Below are 17,814 nucleotides of genomic sequence, written 5' to 3' on the forward strand. Positions count from 1 at the left end.
GGCATTGCTCCGTGGGCCGCCGCGAAGGGCCATCCATGGCCCAGCGCGGCTACCTCGGCATCCATGCCGAGGTGCCCACTGCGCAATACCTGCGTTCGGCCATCGTGGTTAACGGGGCGCCCCAGATCAAAAGCCAGCGCGAGGCGGCCTTATAGCCGGCCTGGCTCAGAGTGAACGCGTTCCTCCTGTGGGAGCGGGCTTGCTCGCGAAAGCGGTGTATTAGTTTGTGATGATGTTGGCTGTGCTTAAGTCATCGCGAGCAAGCTCGCTCCCACAGTTTTTTTGTGTTGTGTGCAGATGCTGTGATTAGCCGCAACCCCATGTGGGAGCGGGCTTGATCACGAAAGCGGTGTATTAGTTTGTGATGATGTTGGATGTGCCGACGCCTTCGCGAGCAAGCCCGCTCCCACAGGTTTTTGCGCATCCCCGGATATTGTGAACACCGCAAAGCCATGTGGGAGCGAGCTTGCTCGCGATAGCGGTGGTTCAGTTACATAGATGCTGGATGTGTCGCGCTCTTGCTTGGATCTTGATCTTGATCTTGATCTGGGCGCCCCGTTAAACCACGCTGGCCGAACGCAGGCATTGCGCAGTGGGCATCCCGGCATGGATGCCGGGATAGCCGCGCTGGGCCATGGATGGCCCTTCGCGGCGGGCCCACGGAGCAATGCCTGCGTTCGGGCATGCCGAGCCTAGGCGAGGCACCGAGTGGTGGGGCAAAGCGTTTTTGGTTACTTTTGGCGCTTTTCCAAAAGTGACCCGCTGTAAGAGCGGAACCATAAGTGGCCGTTACACAAAAAACGGATATACACGCATAGCAAGCCGAAAAACCGGGAACCCCATGGAAGCCACCCAAGTCCTGAACCCACATCAACCCGTCCCAGCACTCCCATCCGAAGGCCTGATCGCCGTGATCGCCCCCGCCGGCCCCGCCCCCCTGGACACGGAAAAAGCCATCCAATGGATGCGCGCCCGAGGCCATGAGCTGCGAATACTCCCAGGCGTCTACAAAAAAAACGGCTACCTCGCCGGCAGCGACGAAATACGCCTCAACGACCTGCACACCGCCTTCGCCGACCCAGAAGTAACCGCGATCATCTGCCTACGGGGTGGCTACGGCACACCACGCCTGCTGGACCGCATCGACTTCGACCTCCTACGACGCAACCCCAAGCCATTCGTAGGCTACAGCGACATTACCGCCCTGCACCTGGCCATCAGCCGTTACGCAGGCTTCGTGACCTTCCACGGCCCGCTGCTCAACGCCGATCTGCTGGGCGACAAGGAACCCCCAACCGTCACCTCGTTTTTCAGCCTGCTGCGTGGACAGTTGAAGACCGGCAGCGAGCTGAACCACCCCGCCGCCTACCCATTGACCACCGTCGAGCCTGGCATCGCCCACGGACGCCTGCTGGGCGGCAACCTGTCGATCATTGCCGCGACCATGGGCACGCCTTATCAGATCGACGCCGAAGGGGTGATCCTGTTCATCGAAGACGTCAACGAGCCGCTGTATCGCATCGACCGTCTGCTGACCCAACTGCGCCTGGCCGGCACGTTGGCACAACTGCGCGGTGTGTTGGTGGGGGACGTGGCCGGGGTCGATGTCGAGGCGCTGAACGGGCTGCTCAAGCAGACCTTCGCGCCGTTGCGCATTCCGGTGCTGTCCGGCTGGCGCAGCGGGCATTGCGATCCGAACCTGACCTTGCCCATGGGGGCGTTGGTGACGCTGGATGCGGGGGAGAAGAGGTTGGTGTTGGAGCAGGATGTGGTGGTCAGTCGCTAGTCATGTAGCGCCTGGGAGTCAGTCATCGCGAGCAAGCTCGCTCCCACAGGTTGATTGAGAACACCTGTGGGAGCGAGCTTGCTCGCGATAGCGGCAGTCGCCAATAAGGTGAATCAGCGGCTACGCAACGCCTCCAGCAACTGCTGCGTCGGATACCCATCCGCCGGCCAGCCGAACGACTGCTGGGCGCTGCGGATGGCCTTGCGGGTGTTGGCGCCGATGATGCCGTCGGGGTTGCCCGCATCGTAGTTGTGCTTGCCCAGCAAGGTTTGCAGTTCGATGCGTTCGCTGCGGCTCAGGGGCAGGTCTTCCTTGGGCCACTGGCCGTAGACCAGCCCGCCGTCGGTAAAGCGCTTTGACAACAGCCCGACCGCCAAGGCATAGGACGACGAATTGTTGTACTTGAGGATGGCACGGAAGTTATCGAAGATCAGGAACGCGGGGCCACGATGGCCGGCCGGCAGGAGCAGGGACGCCGATAGCTGCCTGTCATCCGGGGTGATCGGCAAGCCGCCATATTCTGATACGCCCAGTCGAATCCATTCGGAGACGGGCTTGCGGATCGTGCCATCGGCCAGCGTGTAGTCGAAGCCCTCGGCGAGATCGACCTCGAACCCCCACGGCTGGCCACGTTGCCAGCCGGAGCTTTGCAGGTAATGCGCAGTCGAGGCCAAGGCGTCGGTGGCGCTACCCCAGATGTCCCGGCGGCCGTCCCCATCGAAATCCACCGCGTGGGTGTTATACGTGGTGGGGATGAATTGGGTCTGGCCCATGGCGCCGGCCCAGGAGCCGAGCATTTTTTCCGGTGTGATATCGCCCTGTTGCAGGATTTGCAGCGCGGCGATCAATTGTGCATGGGCGAAGCCCGGGCGTCGTCCTTCGTAGGCCAGGGTCGCCAGGGAGTTGATCACCGACTTGCTGCCCTGGAACTGGCCAAAGTTGCTCTCCATGCCCCACACCGCCACCAGTGCTTCGCGATCAACGCCATAACGCTGCTCGATGCTTTGCAGGACCTGGGCGTTTTGCTGGATCAGGCTCTTGCCTTTGTTGACCCGCAGTGGCGACAGCGCGCCATCGAGGTATTCCCACACGGGGCGGGTGAATTCCGGCTGGCTGCGGTCGGCCTTGATCACGCTCATGTCCGGGCTGACGCCGATAAACGCACGGTCGAACAAGTCGGCGCGGATCCCGGCGGCCAGGGCTTCCTTGCGAAATCCGGCCTGCCATTGAGCGAAGGTCTGGGTGGGCGCAATGGCCAGGTCATCACCGGTGGGCACCACGGGCGGCACGATGGCCGGAGCGGTCACGGCGGGAACGGTCTGGAGCGGTTGGGCGTCGGCGGCGGTAGGTTTTTCGGCGCAGGCGACAAGCAGGACAACGCTTGCGGCAACAATCATTTGGCGCAGTGGCCAACGATGGGAAAGACAGAAGGGCATGCACGGGTCCAGAAATACAAATCAGGTGCTGACCTTAACATGCGAAAGGGGCGTAGGGCTTGTCCGAGTGTTTCAAGCGGCTAGAAAGCAAGAAGCCTCCCAGTTGTCAGACTGGAAGGCTTCGCGGCGGTAGCTGCCTTTGCCCTTGGCGGGTCGTTCCTGGCGGCTGCGGAACAGGGGCTGGGCGACGATGGACTTGGCCTTGTTGGGGCCATGCCTGGATGGCTTTTTGCTCATGATGGGATCTCTCGTGGGGTGGTTTTGCGGGGCAAATCATGGGACAGAGTTGGGGCGTTGTCCATAGGGTAAATGGAGGCGATATTTGTAGGATCAAGAGCGAAAAAGATCGCAGCCTTCGGCAGCTCCTACAATGAAATGCACGCATCTGTAGGAACTGCCGAAGGCTGGGATCTTTTATTCCGCTGGCAGAGTCAGCCGCTGACCGGCCATCAACAACGACAACCGGCTGAGGCTCATCCACGGCGAGCCGGCGGCCTGGCCCTTGATCTGCGCGTCGATGCGCTGGGCCTCGAGCAGCAATTGCGCCCAGCGTGGCGCCGAATAGCGTTGCAGGGCCTTGCTCATCAGGGGTTTGCGCTTGTCCCAGATGGGCGGGCGGGCCTGGCTGAAGGCTTTGTCCAGCGGTACGCCCTGGCTGTACTGCAGGGACAGGTTGGCCAGCAGGCGCAACTCCCGGGCCAGGGCCCAGAGGATCACCGGCGGCTCGACGCCTTCGCCCCGCAGGCCTTCGAGCATGCGCAGGGCATGGGCGGCTTCACCGTTGAGGATCGCATCGGTCAGGCCGAAGACGTCGAAGCGCGCACTGTCGGCCACGGCAGCCTGCACCGTTTCTACGGTGATCTGCCCGCCTTCGGCCATCAGCTTGAGCTTTTCGATTTCCTGGGCGGCGGCCAGCAGGTTGCCTTCGACCCGGGCGGCTATCAGTTCCACTGCGTCCTGGCTGGCCGACAGGCCGGCCTGGGACAGGCGTTGGCGGATCCAGCTGGGCAACTGGCTGACATCCACCGGCCAGATTTGCACGAACTGGGTCTGCTGGCCTTCAACCAGGGCCTTGCCCCATTTGGTCTTCTGCGCGCTGCCGTCGAGTTTCGGCAAGCTGATGAGCAGCAGCGTGTCCTCGGCCGGGCGTGAGCAATATTCGATCAGCGCAGCGGCGCCTTTGTCCCCGGGTTTGCCGGAGGGCAAGCGCAGTTCCAGCAGGCGTTTTTCGGCGAACAACGACATGCTCGCCCCGGCCTGCAGCAGCGTGCCCCAGTCGAAACTGGCGTCGGCGGCGAAGACCTGGCGCTCGTCGAAACCTTGCTGGCGTGCAGCAGTGCGGATGGCGTCGGCGGCTTCCTGGCACAGCAGCGGGTCATCGCCACTGATGATGTAGACCGGCGCAAGGGCGCCTTGCAGGTGTTTGCCGAGTTGGGCGGGAGCGAGCTTCATAAGAGAAAGCGAGCGGGGCGCCGGAGCGCCCCGCAAGGCTTATTCAGCCGGGATCTGCATCGGCGACTGTTGCGGGGTTTCCGCTTCAGCCTTGCGCGCCGCTTCCAGGGCTTCGGCTTCGGCTTTGGCCTTGGCATCGGCGGTCTGTTGCAACTGGTCCAGTTGAGCCGGGGTCAGCTGTTGCAGGCGCAGCATCATGCGTTGCACGAGGTCGCGACGCATTTCGTCGCGCACTTCGCTCGACTCCTGGTCGGAACCGGTGATGTTGTTGCCATCGTGCAGGTAGACCTTCTGCACTTGCAGCTTGTCGTCCAACAACACCAGATTGTTCTGGCCGCGGATTTCATAGCTCAGCACGTTGTTCAGTTCGTACTCGGCCGACCGACCGGCACCGGCATAGCTCAGGCTGCGCTGGCTTTGCTGTTCACGGGTCAGTACCAGCTTGTAGGGCGCCCCGCCGTAGACTTTCACACCGCTGTTTTCCAGGTTGTCGCGCAGCAACTTGACGGTGTCGCCATAGGCGTCCCGTGCGCTGAGGTCCAGTTCCTTGATCGCCAGCTCGGTGGTGCCGGTGCCGCGCAGTTGGAAGCCGCAGGCGCTCAACAGGACCGCCAGGCCCACTACCAGCAGATTACGTTTGATCATCTTGTTGCTCCCCTTGAACCCTATGGGGGTCGACCATGCGACCCCGCAGGTTGTATTCGGCGCCAGGCTTGAGCCTCGCGCCCGATCCAATTAGCTTGCGACGATATTGACCAGCTTGCCGGGCACGACGATCACTTTGCGAATCGTCAGGCCATCGACAAAGCGCAGCACGTTTTCATTGGCCCGCGCAGCGGCTTCGACTTCTTCACGTGTGGCGGCGGCCGGCATTTCGATCTGGCCGCGCAGCTTGCCGTTGACCTGGATGACCAGGGTCAGGCTGTCCTGCACCAGTGCGGTTTCGTCCACCACCGGCCAGCGAGCGTCAATCACCGGGTCGGCGTGACCCAGTTGATTCCACAGCTCGTGGCTGATGTGCGGGGTGATCGGCGCCAGCAGCAGCGTCACGGCTTCCAGGCCTTCGTGAATCAGCGCGCGATCCTGCTCGGTGCCTTGCGCGGCTTTTTCCAGTACGTTCATCAGCGTCATCACCTGGGCGATGGCGGTGTTGAATTTGTGGTTCTGGCCGACGTCATGGCTGGCCTGCTTGATGGCCAGGTGAATCGAGCGACGAACGGCTTTCTGCTCATCGTTCAGGCCGGCGACGTCCAGCTTGCCCGGCAGGCCCTGGGTGACGTGGGCCTGGGCCAGGCGCCAGACGCGCTTGAGGAAGCGGTGCGAGCCCTCGACGCCCGAGTCGGACCATTCCGCGCTCATGTCAGGTGGCGAGGCGAACATCATGAACAGGCGGCAGGTATCCGCGCCGAACTGGTCGATCATCGACTGTGGGTCGACGCCGTTGTTCTTCGACTTGGCCATTTTCTCGGTGCCGCCGATTTCCACCGGCAGGCCGTCGGCGATCAGCTTGGCGCTGATGACCTTGGCCTTGCTGTCGCGTTCGAGCTCGACGTCGCTCGGGTTGAACCAGGTGTAGGCACCGTTGGCTTCGCGACGATAGTAAGTCTCGGCGATCACCATGCCTTGGGTCAGCAGGTTCTTGAACGGCTCGTTGGAGCTCACCAGGCCTTCGTCACGCATCAGCTTGTGGAAGAAGCGTGCGTAGAGCAGGTGGAGAATGGCGTGTTCGATGCCGCCGATGTACTGGTCCACCGGCAACCAGTGGTCGGCCGCGGATTTTTCCACCAGGCCGCCCTCATAGTGCGGCGAGGCGTAGCGCGCGTAATACCACGAGGACTCGACGAAGGTGTCCATGGTGTCGGTTTCACGCTTGGCCGGTGCGCCGCATTTCGGGCAGGTGCACTCGTAGAACTCGGGCATGCGTGCCAGGGGCGAGCCGGCGCCGTCGGGCACGACGTCTTCCGGCAGGACCACGGGCAACTGGTCTTCCGGCACCGGTACGTCACCGCAGGTGTCGCAATGCACGATCGGGATCGGGCAGCCCCAGTAGCGCTGGCGGCTGATGCCCCAGTCCCGCAGGCGGAACTGGGTGCGCGAGGCACCGAGGTTCTTCTTGATCAGGGCGACTTCGATGGCATCGAATGCACCTGGGAAGTCCAGGCCGTTGAACTCGCCGGAGTTGATCAGTTCGCCGTGTTCGCCATAGGCGTCCTGCCAAGGTGCCGGAGTCTGGTCGCCGGCGCTGGTGCGCACGACCGGTTTGACCGGCAGGTTGTACTTGTGGGCGAATTCGAAATCACGTTCGTCGTGGGCCGGCACGGCCATGACCGCGCCGTCGCCGTAGTGCATCAGCACGTAGTTGGCGACCCACACCGGCAGTTTCTCGCCGGTGAGCGGGTGTTCGACGAACAACGACGTCGCCAGGCCTTTCTTCTCTTGAGTGGCGACATCGGCTTCGGCGACGCTGCCGCCCTTGCATTCGGCGATGAACGCCTGCAGCTCGGGGTTGTTCCGGGCCGCCAGGGTGGCCAGCGGATGCTCGGCGGCCACGGCCACGTAGGTGGCGCCCATCAGCGTGTCCGGACGGGTGGTGAAGACTTTCAGGGTGCCGGCTTCGCCAATGGAGGCGACGTCATACGGGAACTGCACTTCCATGCCCCGGGACTTGCCGATCCAGTTGCGCTGCATGGTCTTGACCTGCTCGGGCCAACCGGTCAGCTCGTCGAGACTCTCCAGGAGTTCATCCGCGTAGGCGGTGATCTTGAAGTAGTACATCGGGATCTCGCGCTTTTCGATCAGCGCGCCGGAGCGCCAGCCGCGGCCGTCGATCACTTGTTCGTTGGCCAGTACGGTCTGGTCCACCGGGTCCCAGTTCACGGTGCCGTTCTTGCGGTAGATCACGCCTTTTTCGAACAGGCGCGTGAACAGCCATTGTTCCCAGCGGTAGTAGTCCGGCTTGCAGGTGGTCACTTCGCGGGACCAGTCCACCGCCAAGCCCAGGCTGCGCAGCTGGGTCTTCATGTAGGCGATGTTTTCGTAGGTCCACTTGGCCGGGGCCACGTTGTTCTTCATCGCGGCGTTTTCCGCCGGCATGCCGAAGGCGTCCCAACCCATGGGTTGCAGGACGTTCTTGCCTTGCATGCGCTGGTAGCGGGAGATCACGTCGCCGATGGTGTAGTTGCGCACGTGCCCCATGTGCAGCTTGCCGCTGGGGTAAGGGAACATCGACAGGCAGTAGTAAGTCTCCTTGCCTGGCTGTTCACTGACTTCAAAGGACTTTTGCTCGTCCCAGAACGACTGGGCGGCGGCTTCGATTTCACGGGGCTGGTAGTGTTCGTGCATGGCTACTTTTGTACTGAATGGGGTGGCCCAATCCTCTTCGTGGCCATACTGGACGCAGACGACGCCGAATGCGGCGTTTTCGATGCCCAGCCAAGCTGGAAGTGGAGTTACAGGAAGCGCCGTAGCATACATGACCGCGCTCTGCCGAGGGAAACCCTGATTGCGTGCTGGCCATCGACGACCGCTGGCGGGGACCCGTGTTCAGGGCCGTTGGTCGCGGCGCCCTGCCGGTTTGCCCAACGAAGCTAAGCTTCTCAATGGGGAGTGAGTCTTATCTTCAATGAGGTGAGGGATGGTTGAATCACAACGAAAAGTCGCTACACCTGAGTTGTATGAAAAACTGATCGATCGTCTCGGGGTGGCCCTGGACGCTGCAAGAACCGCCGGTCGCTTGCGTGATGAGCGTCCGGTAGAGCTGGAGCTGCGTGGCTTGAGCCCCGCAGAGTTCGAACTGGTCGAGGCTTACCTCGAACAGGCCGGACATCAACCCCCCGCCAGTGGGGCCCAGGTAATCAAGCGTCTCGATGCGCCCCGTTCGGCCAAGGTTGTATGGCTCAAGGACCGGACGCCTGACAAGGATGCTATAAAGGTCCGGTCACTGCAGTTCAAGTAGCGCCGGATTCACGCGTGTCGCTTTTTTTGATTCAAGGTTTTTTCGAATCTGTTGTCGCTTTGCGTCAACCCACCTAGGCTTCGGGCATCTATGGAGATGCCCGATGCCGTTTCGTTATTTCATCAAACAACTTTTATTGCCGCCCGGCATTCTTTTGCTGTTGTTGGCGCTTGCATGGTGGTGGCGTCATTCGCGGCCGCGCCTGGCTCGCCTGTGTTTCGCCGTGGGCCTGGGCGGCTTCTGGCTGATGAGCCTGCCGGTGGTGGTGCAGTGGAGCGCCAAGGCACTGGAGCGTGAACCGCCGTTGCCGCGCAGTGAATGGGCGACCCTGGCCCAGCGTGCCGACGCCATCGTGGTGCTGGGTTCCGGTCGCGAGCGCGGCGACCTGGCCTGGGGTTCCGACCAGCCCACCGGTGTCGGTCTCGAACGCCAGCGTTATGCGGCGCGACTGGCCAAGGCTTCGGGCTTGCCCGTGCTGACGACCGGCGGCTTGCACTATGGCACCCCACCCAGTGAAGCGAAGTTGATGGCCGATTCGATGCGGGACGACTTCGGCGTCACCGTTCGCTGGCAGGAAGAGCGCAGCCGCACGACTTGGGAAAACGCCCAGATGAGTGCCGAGATCCTGCTGCCGGAAAACATAAAGCGAATTGTGGTGGTCACCCAGGCCTGGCACATGCCACGTGCCGTCTGGAGTTTCGAGCGCTCAGGATTTGAAGTGGTGCCGGCGCCTGTCGGCTTCCTGGGCCCGGACAATGCCCGGCCGCTGGGCGGCTGGATGCCGGAGTTCAAGTCGATCTGGCAGTCCGGGCAGTTGATGAATGAGGCGATGGGGTTGTTGGGGTATACGGTGTTTTATCGCTGAGCATGCGAAATGTCCGGATCGTTCCCACGCTCCTGCGTGGGAATGCCTCAAGGGACGCTCCGCGTTCCAGGACGGGCGAATATTTCGCGTCGGGCGCCGATGTGACGCGGAGCGTCACGGCTGCATTCCCACGCGGAGCGTGGGAACGATCGGCAGGGGGACCAAAGGGCCCTTAAACCGTCTTGGCCATCCGGCTCGCCACCAGCGCCCAGCCCAGCAGCAACAGGCACAAAATGATCAGCGGCCACGAGCGCCATTGCAGGTACGGCGTCAGGTTGTGCATCGGCACCACTTCGCCGTAGAGGATACCGCGCTCGAATTGCGGGATCTGCGTGGTGATCTGGCCGAAGGGGTTGATCAGGCCGGTCACGCCGTTGTTGGTGGCGCGGATCATCCAGCGGCCGGCTTCCAGGGCGCGCATCTGGGCCATTTGCAGGTGTTGCAGCGGGCCGATCGAGGTGCCGAACCAGGTGTCGTTGCTGATGGTCAGCAGCAGGTCGCTGCGCGCCGAGAGGCCGGCGGCGAATTCCGGGTAGACCACTTCATAGCAGATGAACGGGGCGATCTGGTAACCCTTGGCTTGCAGCAACGGCTGGTCGGCCGGGCCCCGGGCGAAATCCGACATGGGCAGGTCGAAGAAGGCGATCAGGCCGCGCAGGATGTCCTGTAGCGGTACGTATTCGCCAAACGGCACGAGTTTTTGCTTCAGGTAGGTACCGTCACCTTCGCCGGTCACGGTGATGCCGTTGTAGTAACGCTTCTCGTGATGCACCAGTTGCCGAATCGGCACGCCGGTAATCAACGCCGACTGCCGCTCGGCGGCGAAGTTGCCCATCATGTCCAGGTAGCCCTGGGCGGACTCCTTGAGCACCGGCACCGCGGTTTCCGGCCAGATCAGCAGGTCGACGCGCTTGGAGGCGAAGCTCATGTCGCGGTACAGCGCCAACTGCGCGTTGAGCTGCTCGGGGTCCCATTTCATGCTTTGTTCGATGTTGCCCTGGATCGCCGCGACGCTCAGCGGGTCGCCCGAGGGGCTGGTCCAGGCATGACCCTTGAGTGCCATGCCGGCCACCCACGGGCCGATCAACAGCAGCACGCCCGCGGCAATAAAGCCTTTGCGGGCGCTGCGGATCAGCCGCGGCGCGTTGTACAGCAGCGCCGCGGTCAGGGCCAGGGTGAAGGAGATCAGCCACATCCCGCCCAGTGGCGCGAGGCCGGCCAGGGGGCCGTCGAGCTGGCTGTAACCGGAATACAGCCACGGGAACCCGGTGAGGAACCAGCCGCGGAAGGCTTCCTGGCCCAACCACAGCGCGGCGAACGCCAGGGCATCGGCCAAGGGCGCCTCGTTGCGGCGCAGCCAGCGCGCCCACAGCCAGGCGGGCAGGGCGAAGAACCAGGCGATGGCGGCGATGAACAGCAGCATCAACAGCCCGGCGAGCAGCACCGAGGCGCCGCCGAAGTTATGGATGCTGACGTAGATCCAACTGGTGCCGGCGCCAAACAGGCCAAAACCGAAACACCAGCCACGGCCCAGGGCCTGGCGCGGCGAAAGCTCGCGCAGCCCGGCATAGAACAAGCCGACCGCCAGCAATGCCAGCGGCCAAAGGTCGAACGGCGCCAGGGCCAGGGTGGTGATCGCACCGGCCGCCACGGCCAGCAGGTTACCGGGCCAGCCGGGGCGGGTTATCCAGCGCATGTATATCCTTAGCGGGTCTCGCAGGGGTTATCGGCCAATGGGTGACAGGCGCAGCAGGTGAATCCGGCGGCTGTCGGCATTGAGGATGCGGAAGCGCCAGGAGCCGATTTCCGTGGTTTCGTTGCGCTTGGGCAGATGCCCGAAAGCACTCATCACCAGGCCGCCGACGGTGTCGAACTCATCGTCGGAGAATTGGCTGTCGAAGAATTCGTTGAAGTTCTCGATCGGCGTCAGGGCCTTGATCAGGAAGTCACCGCTGGGCAGCGGCTTGATGTAGCTGTCTTCTTCGACATCGTGCTCGTCCTCGATGTCGCCGACGATCTGCTCGAGTACGTCTTCGATGGTGACCAGGCCGGCCACGCCGCCGTATTCGTCGATGACGATGGCCATGTGGTTGTGGTTGGCGCGGAATTCCCGCAGCAGCACGTTCAGGCGCTTGGACTCGGGCACAAAGGTGGCCGGGCGCAGCAGATCCTTGATGTTGAAGCTGTCGCCGTTCTCCTTGAGGATCAGCGGCAGCAGGTCCTTGGCCAGCAGTACGCCCATGACGTCGTCATGGCTCTCGCCGACGACCGGGTAGCGCGAGTGAGCGGAGTCGACCACAGCGGGCAGGAATTCACGGGGGGTCTGGGTCGCCTTGATGCTGACCATTTGCGAGCGCGGGACCATGATGTCCCGCACTTGCAGGTCAGCGACCTGGATGGCGCCTTCGACGATGGCCAGCGCTTCGCTGTCCAGCAGTTTGTTCTGGTGTGCATCGCGCAGCAGCTCCAGCAGCTCCTGGCGGTTTTTCGGCTCATGGGCAAAAGCCTGGGTGAGCTTGCCCAGCCATGACTTCTGCCCGTTGCTCGATCGATCTTCGCTCATAGCGATTACTCTGAATCCTTTGTCGTTACAGTTGATGTATCAGTGTTCGTCGCCGGCGTAGGGGTCGGGATGACCCAGCTCTGCAAGCAACGTTCGTTCCAGTGCTTCCATTTCTTCGGCTTCGTCATCTTCTATATGGTCGTAACCCAGTAGATGCAAGCAGCCGTGAATCACCAGATGGGCCCAGTGGGCCTCGGGGGTCTTGTCTTGTTCGGCCGCTTCACGCTCCACCACCGGGACGCAGATCACCAGGTCGCCCAGCAGCGGGATGTCGAGCAGCTCGTCGGGAACGTCGGCGGGGAACGACAGCACGTTGGTGGCGTAGTCCTTCTGCCGCCAGGTGTGGTTCAGTTCGCGGCCTTCGGGCTCGTCCACCAGGCGGATCGTCAGCTCCGAGTCGGCGCTGCGCTGGCGCAGGGCCAGTTCGCACCATTGGCGGAACTGGGCTTCGCTGGGGGCGGCGTGTTCGCAGGCCACCTGCAGGTCGAGTTCAAGCATTGTGGCGATTGCCTTTGCCTTCGGTCGTGTCGTCGGCCTCGCGATTCTCGAAGCGCTCGTAGGCTTCGACAATGCGCTGTACCAACGGATGGCGCACGACGTCCTTGGGCATGAAGTGCGTGAAGCTGATGCCCGGCACGTCCTTGAGGACCTGGATCACATGGTTCAGCCCGGACTTGGTGCCACGGGGCAGGTCGACTTGGGTGATGTCCCCGGTGATGACGGCGGTGGAGCCGAAGCCGATCCGGGTCAGGAACATTTTCATCTGCTCGACCGTGGTGTTCTGGCTTTCGTCGAGGATGATGAAGCTGTTGTTCAGGGTGCGACCGCGCATGTAGGCCAGCGGCGCGACCTCGATGACCTGGCGCTCGATCAGCTTGGCGACGTATTCGAAGCCGAGCATTTCATACAGCGCGTCATAGAGCGGGCGCAGGTACGGGTCGATCTTCTGGGCCAGGTCGCCGGGCAGGAAGCCGAGTTTTTCACCGGCTTCGACCGCCGGGCGCACCAGCAGGATGCGCCGCACCTGTTCGCGCTCCAGTGCATCGACGGCGCAGGCCACGGCCAGGTAGGTCTTGCCGGTACCGGCCGGGCCGATGCCGAAGTTGATGTCGTTGCCCAGGATTTCCTTCACGTAGCGCTGCTGATTCAAGCCGCGAGGGCGAATCATGCCTTTTTTCGTGCGCAGGGCCACGGCAGGTTCCGACGGGGCGTGGTTGTCGAGTTCTTCGACAGCCGACTCCTGCAGGAACAGGTGGACCGTATCCGGCGACAGCTCGCTCCCCTTGGTTTCCCGGTAGAGACGGCGCAGCAGGTTTTCCGCGGAGGTGGTGTGCTTGGGTTCGCCGATCAGCTCGAACTGGTTTCCGCGGTTGCGGATCTCGATGGCCAGGCGCTGTTCGATCAAGCGCAGGTGCTCGTCGAATTGCCCGCACAGATTGGCGAAGCGGCGAGCCTCAAAGGGCTCGAGAATAAAGCGATGTGGTTCGATGGGTGCGTTCAAGGTCGTTTTTAGCCGCCCAGGGGCAATTGAGATGAAACCAAGGATAGCGCCAGTAGGCTGGGTGCGAAAGCTCTTAAACGGGCGAATCTGATTCCAGCGACCGGCGCGGTCTTTTGTGGGAGCGGGCTTGCTCGCGAAAGCGGTCTTGCATCCAGTACAGGTGTCGCCTGGCATGCCGCCTTCGCGAGCAAGCCCGCTCCCACAAGGATTCGCGTTGCTACTGGATCAGCGAACCCCGCAGGGAGTGCGGTTGCGCGGCGTCGATGTGCACGTCGGCGAACTGGCCGATCAGGGCCGGGGTGTCGCAACGGAAATTGACGATGCGGTTGTTTTCGGTACGCCCTTGCAGCTCGCCGGGGTCTTTTTTCGAATAATCGGTCACCAGAATCCGCTGGACGGAACCGACCATTTGTCGGCTGATCTCGAAACCTTGCTGGTTGAGGCGATGTTGCAAGGCGTTGAGCCGTTCTTTTTTCAGTTCTTCCGGGGTGTCGTCCGCCAGGTCGGCCGCCGGGGTTCCAGGGCGCTGGCTATAGACGAAGGAATAGGAGAAGTCGAAGCCCACGTCTTCGATCAGCTTCATGGTCTGCTGGAAGTCTTTCTCGGTTTCGCCGGGGAAACCGACGATAAAGTCCGAGCTGATGCAGATGCCCGGCACTGCCGCGCGCAATTTGCGCAGCTTGGATTTGTACTCCAGGGCCGTGTGGTTGCGCTTCATGGCCGCGAGGATCCGGTCGGAACCCGATTGCACAGGCAAATGCAGGTGCTTGACCAGCTCGGGAACCTCGGCGTGGGCCTGGATCAGGCTGTCGGAGAACTCCAGCGGATGGGACGTGGTGTAGCGGATGCGGTCGATGCCGTCCACCGCCGCCACCACGCGGATCAGCTCGGCGAGGTCCGCCAGGCGCCCGTCATGGGTCAGGCCGCGATAGCCGTTGACGTTCTGCCCCAGCAGGGTCACTTCGCGCACGCCGTTTTCCGCCAGGTGGATGATCTCGGCGATCACGTCGTCGAACGGTCGGCTGACTTCTTCGCCGCGGGTATAGGGCACCACGCAGAACGTGCAGTACTTGCTGCAGCCTTCCATCACCGACACATAGGCGCTCGGGCCGTCGATGCGCGGTTCGGGCAGGTGGTCGAACTTTTCGATTTCCGGGAACGAGACGTCCACTTGCGGCAGCTTGGTGCTGCGCGCCGCGTCGATCATCTCCGGCAGGCGGTGCAAGGTCTGCGGGCCGAAGACCACGTCCACGTACGGGGCACGATCACGAATGGCCGCGCCTTCCTGGCTGGCCACGCAACCGCCCACGGCGATGACCATGTCCGGGTTGGCCAGCTTCAGCTCGCGCCAGCGGCCGAGCTGGGAATACACCCGGTCCTGGGCGCGTTCGCGAATCGAGCAGGTGTTGAGCAGGATCACGTCCGCGTCTTCGGCGCGGGCCGTGACTTCCAGGGCCTGGTGTTCACCCAGCAGATCGACCATGCGCGAGCTGTCGTACTCGTTCATCTGGCAACCGTGGGTTTCGATGTAAAGCTTCTTGGCCATGGACGGGGTCATCACGTGATTCAAAGAACCGCGCATTATAGGGAACAAGTCCCGCGGTTCCTACCGCTGTGCGAGCAGTGGCTATGCTATAGTTCGCGCCCTCATTTTTACCCGCCGATGTGTTTCGCCAGCCATGACCAAACGTGAAGCTCCAATCTACAAGGTGATTTTCCTCAACCAGGGCCAGGTGTTCGAAATGTACGCCAAGCAGATCTATCAAAGTGATCTGTGGGGCTTCCTGGAAGTGGAAGAGTTCGTCTTTGGCGAGCGCACGCAAGTGGTCGTCGATCCGAGCGAAGAAAAGCTCAAGGCGCAGTTCGAAGGCGTGGTGCGCAGTTTCGTGCCGATGCATTCGATCGTGCGCATCGACGAAGTCGAACGCCTGGGCACCCCGAAAATCAGCGAAGCCCGCGGCGCGGTCGGCAATGTGATGCCGTTTCCGATGCCGATGCCTGAGAAGTAGCACTTGGCTCTTGGTAACATGAGTTTCTAAGGTCGGGCACAGTCCTTGTGGCGAGGGGATTTATCCCCGCTGGGGCGCGAAGCGACCCTAAGACCTGACACTGCGGTATTAGAGCTCGATTGAGTTGACGGATTTGGGGCTGCTTCGCAGCCCAGCGGGGATAAATCCCCTCGCCACAAATTCAGGGCAGCGGCGAGAAAGGCGTGCGCCCGTCGGCGTTCTGCAATTCCATCAGGTATTTGCGGAAGATCTGCCCCAGCACCTGGGTGGCGACTTCCAGCTCATCGCGAGGCATCTGCTCGGCGACTTCGTCGGCGGTGTCCAGGGCGTCTTCGGCGCCGTTGACCGCCGCCATCTTCAAGACGATGTAGGCCTGGACATTATTGGCGGGGACACCTTCGCCATGGAAGAACATGCCGCCGAGCTTGAATTGCGCCTGGGCATGGCCTTGCAGCGAGGCTTTTTCGAAGTAGTTGAGGGCTTGCTTGAGGTCGCGGGGTGCAGCCTTGCCTTCGTAGTAGAACTCGCCCAACTCGTATTGCGCTTGTGCATCGCCCGCGTCCGCCGCTTTTTGACAGGCGTCGAGTGCCGGTGCGAGATCTTGTGGCTGGGTATTGAGCGTGCAACGGCCCAGCGCCGGGATCAACAACGAGTTGCCGCCTGCCTGTGCATTCGCCAGCAGCGGCTGAAGGAGCAACAGGCAGCCCAAGGCAAGGGTGCGGCCGGTGCGGTTCATGGGAATCGACTTACCTCTGAGGGGCGCGCGGACCCTCCGGGGGATCCAATAAGCGCGCATTATGAAATAAGCGGGGCCATCCTTACAAAGTCTTTACTCGTTTTTCTGCTGCACGGGAATGTTAATAGCAGCTTCGGGCATAAATACGTAGGAAAAGGGCGGGAGGTTGTCAGTAATCACTGACGCCAGCTTCAGCCAGCGTCAGTTATCCACAGGCTTACTTCAGTGCCGCGAAGGCCCGCTCGGCTGCATCGAGGGTGATCTTCAGCTCGGTCTCGCCATGGGCGATGGAGGTGAAGCCGGCTTCGAACGCACTCGGGGCCAGGTACACGCCGCCGTCGAGCATCAGATGGAAGAAGCGCTTGAAGCGGTCGGCATCGCTGGCCATGACGTCTTCGAAGGTGACGATGTCATCGGCGCCGCTGAAATACAGGCCAAACATGCCGCCGGCCTGGGTGGTCACGAAGGGGATACCCGCCGCATCGGCGCGGATCTGCAGGCCGTCGAGCAGGCGAGTGGTGTAGTCGGTCAGTTCGGCGTGGAAGCCCGGGCGGCTGATCAGGCGCAGGGTGGTCAGGCCGGCGGCCATGGCCAACGGGTTGCCCGACAGCGTGCCGGCCTGGTAAACCGGGCCCAGCGGTGCGATGCATTCCATGATGGCGCGCTTGCCGCCGAAACAGCCGACCGGCATGCCGCCGCCGATGATCTTGCCGAAGGTGCTCAGGTCCGGCGTGACGCCGTAATGGGCCTGGGCGCCGCCGAGGGCGACGCGGAAGCCGGTCATCACTTCATCGAAAATCAACACCACGCCATGCTGGTCGCACAGGCTGCGCAGGCCTTCGAGGAAACCCGGCGCCGGCGGCACGCAGTTCATGTTGCCGGCCACCGGCTCGACAATGATGCACGCCACTTCCTGGCCGACTTCGCCGAGCATCTTCTCGACTTCTTCAAGGTCATTGAACGGCAGGGTCAGGGTGTGTTTGGCGAACGCCGCCGGCACGCCGGCCGAGCTCGGCACGCCTTGGGTCAGTGCGCCGGAGCCGGCCTTGACCAGCAGGCTGTCGGAGTGGCCGTGGTAGCAGCCTTCGAACTTGATGATGCTGTCGCGACCGGTGTAGCCCCGCGCCAGGCGGATCGCACTCATGGTCGCCTCGGTGCCGGAGCTGACCATGCGCACCATTTCCATCGACGGCACGATCGAGCAGACCAGGTCGGCCATCTCGGTTTCCATCGCGGTCGGGGCGCCGTAGGACAGGCCGTGGACCAATTGCTTGCGCACCGCATCCAGCACGTCCGGATGGCTGTGGCCGAGGATCATCGGGCCCCAGGAGCCGACGTAGTCCACATAGCGCTTGTCGTCTTCGTCGGTGACGTATGCGCCTTCGGCGTGCTTGAAGAACAGTGGGGTGCCGCCGACGCTCTTGAACGCACGAACGGGGGAGTTCACGCCGCCGGGAATGTGTTTCTGGGCGTTGGCAAACAGGGTTTCGGAACGGGACATGGTTGGGCTC

Annotated in this window: 16 protein-coding genes; 4 read left to right on the forward strand and 12 right to left on the reverse strand. The window is 62.5% G+C overall.

The features are described 5' to 3' along the window. The first annotated feature begins 841 nt into the window (after positions 1-841). The gene (locus tag BLP82_RS23970; protein WP_092173875.1) at positions 842-1,786 is read left to right on the forward strand and encodes a S66 peptidase family protein; all 945 of its coding nucleotides are present in this window, start codon (positions 842-844) and stop codon (positions 1,784-1,786) included. A gap of 113 nt (positions 1,787-1,899) precedes the next feature. On the opposite strand, the gene BLP82_RS23975 is transcribed toward BLP82_RS23970, so the two are convergent. From BLP82_RS23975 to leuS, 5 genes are all read right to left on the reverse strand, one after another. After that, positions 1,900-3,222 (reverse strand): lytic murein transglycosylase, encoded by a 1,323-nt coding sequence (locus BLP82_RS23975; RefSeq protein ID WP_092173878.1) that lies wholly within the window; start codon positions 3,220-3,222, stop codon positions 1,900-1,902. Positions 3,223-3,294: 72 nt separating this feature from the next. Then, the gene (gene arfA / locus BLP82_RS23980) at positions 3,295-3,459 is read right to left on the reverse strand and encodes an alternative ribosome rescue factor ArfA (RefSeq protein ID WP_030140368.1); all 165 of its coding nucleotides are present in this window, start codon (positions 3,457-3,459) and stop codon (positions 3,295-3,297) included. A gap of 177 nt (positions 3,460-3,636) precedes the next feature. Continuing rightward, positions 3,637-4,674: a DNA polymerase III subunit delta gene (holA, locus tag BLP82_RS23985; RefSeq protein WP_092173883.1), complete on the reverse strand. Its 1,038-nt coding sequence runs from the start codon at positions 4,672-4,674 to the stop codon at positions 3,637-3,639. A 39-nt stretch (positions 4,675-4,713) separates the two neighbouring features. Next, positions 4,714-5,319 carry an LPS-assembly lipoprotein LptE gene (lptE, locus tag BLP82_RS23990; RefSeq protein WP_092173887.1) on the reverse strand — a complete coding sequence of 202 codons (606 nt, stop codon included), beginning with the start codon at positions 5,317-5,319 and terminating at the stop codon, positions 4,714-4,716. Between the two features lie 90 nt (positions 5,320-5,409). Then, a complete protein-coding gene (gene leuS, locus BLP82_RS23995) occupies positions 5,410-8,016 on the reverse strand; it encodes a leucine--tRNA ligase (protein WP_092173890.1) in 2,607 nt (868 codons plus the stop codon). Positions 8,017-8,308: 292 nt separating this feature from the next. Here leuS and BLP82_RS24000 point away from each other — a divergent pair, with 292 nt between their 5' ends. Then, positions 8,309-8,629, forward strand: coding sequence for a hypothetical protein (locus BLP82_RS24000; protein ID WP_092173893.1), 321 nt, complete (start codon positions 8,309-8,311; stop codon positions 8,627-8,629). Positions 8,630-8,732: 103 nt separating this feature from the next. After that, the gene (locus tag BLP82_RS24005; RefSeq protein ID WP_092173896.1) at positions 8,733-9,494 is read left to right on the forward strand and encodes a YdcF family protein; all 762 of its coding nucleotides are present in this window, start codon (positions 8,733-8,735) and stop codon (positions 9,492-9,494) included. Between the two features lie 172 nt (positions 9,495-9,666). On the opposite strand, the gene lnt is transcribed toward BLP82_RS24005, so the two are convergent. The 5 genes from lnt to miaB all read right to left on the reverse strand — a co-directional run bounded on the left by lnt (position 9,667) and on the right by miaB (position 15,104). Then, positions 9,667-11,190, reverse strand: a complete 1,524-nt coding sequence (gene lnt / locus BLP82_RS24010) for an apolipoprotein N-acyltransferase (RefSeq protein WP_092173899.1) — start codon at positions 11,188-11,190, stop codon at positions 9,667-9,669. 27 nt (positions 11,191-11,217) lie between these two features. After that, positions 11,218-12,057 carry an HlyC/CorC family transporter gene (locus BLP82_RS24015; RefSeq protein ID WP_092173903.1) on the reverse strand — a complete coding sequence of 280 codons (840 nt, stop codon included), beginning with the start codon at positions 12,055-12,057 and terminating at the stop codon, positions 11,218-11,220. A 39-nt stretch (positions 12,058-12,096) separates the two neighbouring features. Continuing rightward, the gene (ybeY, locus tag BLP82_RS24020; RefSeq protein WP_003205868.1) at positions 12,097-12,555 is read right to left on the reverse strand and encodes an rRNA maturation RNase YbeY; all 459 of its coding nucleotides are present in this window, start codon (positions 12,553-12,555) and stop codon (positions 12,097-12,099) included. Then, entirely contained in the window at positions 12,548-13,558 is a 1,011-nt protein-coding gene (locus tag BLP82_RS24025; protein WP_060740491.1) for a PhoH family protein, read from the reverse strand. The genes ybeY and BLP82_RS24025 overlap by 8 nt, the downstream gene beginning before the upstream one ends. Positions 13,559-13,775: 217 nt before the next feature. Beyond that, complete coding sequence (gene miaB / locus BLP82_RS24030; protein WP_170842368.1) at positions 13,776-15,104, reverse strand: tRNA (N6-isopentenyl adenosine(37)-C2)-methylthiotransferase MiaB; 1,329 nt, start codon at positions 15,102-15,104, stop codon at positions 13,776-13,778. Between the two features lie 133 nt (positions 15,105-15,237). On the opposite strand from miaB, the gene BLP82_RS24035 reads away from it, so the two are divergent. Continuing rightward, positions 15,238-15,567: a DUF1820 family protein gene (locus BLP82_RS24035; protein ID WP_003185742.1), complete on the forward strand. Its 330-nt coding sequence runs from the start codon at positions 15,238-15,240 to the stop codon at positions 15,565-15,567. Between the two features lie 181 nt (positions 15,568-15,748). Here BLP82_RS24035 and BLP82_RS24040 read toward each other — a convergent pair whose 3' ends face one another. After that, the gene (locus tag BLP82_RS24040) at positions 15,749-16,303 is read right to left on the reverse strand and encodes a tetratricopeptide repeat protein (protein WP_072411482.1); all 555 of its coding nucleotides are present in this window, start codon (positions 16,301-16,303) and stop codon (positions 15,749-15,751) included. Positions 16,304-16,520: 217 nt separating this feature from the next. Beyond that, the gene (gene hemL / locus BLP82_RS24045) at positions 16,521-17,804 is read right to left on the reverse strand and encodes a glutamate-1-semialdehyde 2,1-aminomutase (RefSeq protein WP_060740493.1); all 1,284 of its coding nucleotides are present in this window, start codon (positions 17,802-17,804) and stop codon (positions 16,521-16,523) included. Positions 17,805-17,814 lie beyond the last annotated feature (10 nt).

Origin of the sequence: Pseudomonas sp. NFACC37-1, assembly GCF_900101575.1 — a bacterium.
Taxonomy (GTDB): domain Bacteria; phylum Pseudomonadota; class Gammaproteobacteria; order Pseudomonadales; family Pseudomonadaceae; genus Aquipseudomonas; species Aquipseudomonas fluorescens_AA.

Coding starts and splice junctions, on each gene's coding strand:
- leuS (WP_092173890.1), bottom strand. CDS start 8,016: ATGCACGAACACTACCAGCCCCGTGAAATCGAAGCCGCCGCCCAGTCG.
- BLP82_RS24005 (WP_092173896.1), top strand. CDS start 8,733: ATGCCGTTTCGTTATTTCATCAAACAACTTTTATTGCCGCCCGGCATT.
- hemL (WP_060740493.1), bottom strand. CDS start 17,804: ATGTCCCGTTCCGAAACCCTGTTTGCCAACGCCCAGAAACACATTCCC.
- miaB (WP_170842368.1), bottom strand. CDS start 15,104: ATGGCCAAGAAGCTTTACATCGAAACCCACGGTTGCCAGATGAACGAG.
- lptE (WP_092173887.1), bottom strand. CDS start 5,319: ATGATCAAACGTAATCTGCTGGTAGTGGGCCTGGCGGTCCTGTTGAGC.
- BLP82_RS24000 (WP_092173893.1), top strand. CDS start 8,309: ATGGTTGAATCACAACGAAAAGTCGCTACACCTGAGTTGTATGAAAAA.
- lnt (WP_092173899.1), bottom strand. CDS start 11,190: ATGCGCTGGATAACCCGCCCCGGCTGGCCCGGTAACCTGCTGGCCGTG.
- BLP82_RS23975 (WP_092173878.1), bottom strand. CDS start 3,222: ATGCCCTTCTGTCTTTCCCATCGTTGGCCACTGCGCCAAATGATTGTT.
- BLP82_RS24040 (WP_072411482.1), bottom strand. CDS start 16,303: ATGAACCGCACCGGCCGCACCCTTGCCTTGGGCTGCCTGTTGCTCCTT.
- ybeY (WP_003205868.1), bottom strand. CDS start 12,555: ATGCTTGAACTCGACCTGCAGGTGGCCTGCGAACACGCCGCCCCCAGC.
- holA (WP_092173883.1), bottom strand. CDS start 4,674: ATGAAGCTCGCTCCCGCCCAACTCGGCAAACACCTGCAAGGCGCCCTT.
- BLP82_RS24015 (WP_092173903.1), bottom strand. CDS start 12,057: ATGAGCGAAGATCGATCGAGCAACGGGCAGAAGTCATGGCTGGGCAAG.
- arfA (WP_030140368.1), bottom strand. CDS start 3,459: ATGAGCAAAAAGCCATCCAGGCATGGCCCCAACAAGGCCAAGTCCATC.
- BLP82_RS23970 (WP_092173875.1), top strand. CDS start 842: ATGGAAGCCACCCAAGTCCTGAACCCACATCAACCCGTCCCAGCACTC.
- BLP82_RS24035 (WP_003185742.1), top strand. CDS start 15,238: ATGACCAAACGTGAAGCTCCAATCTACAAGGTGATTTTCCTCAACCAG.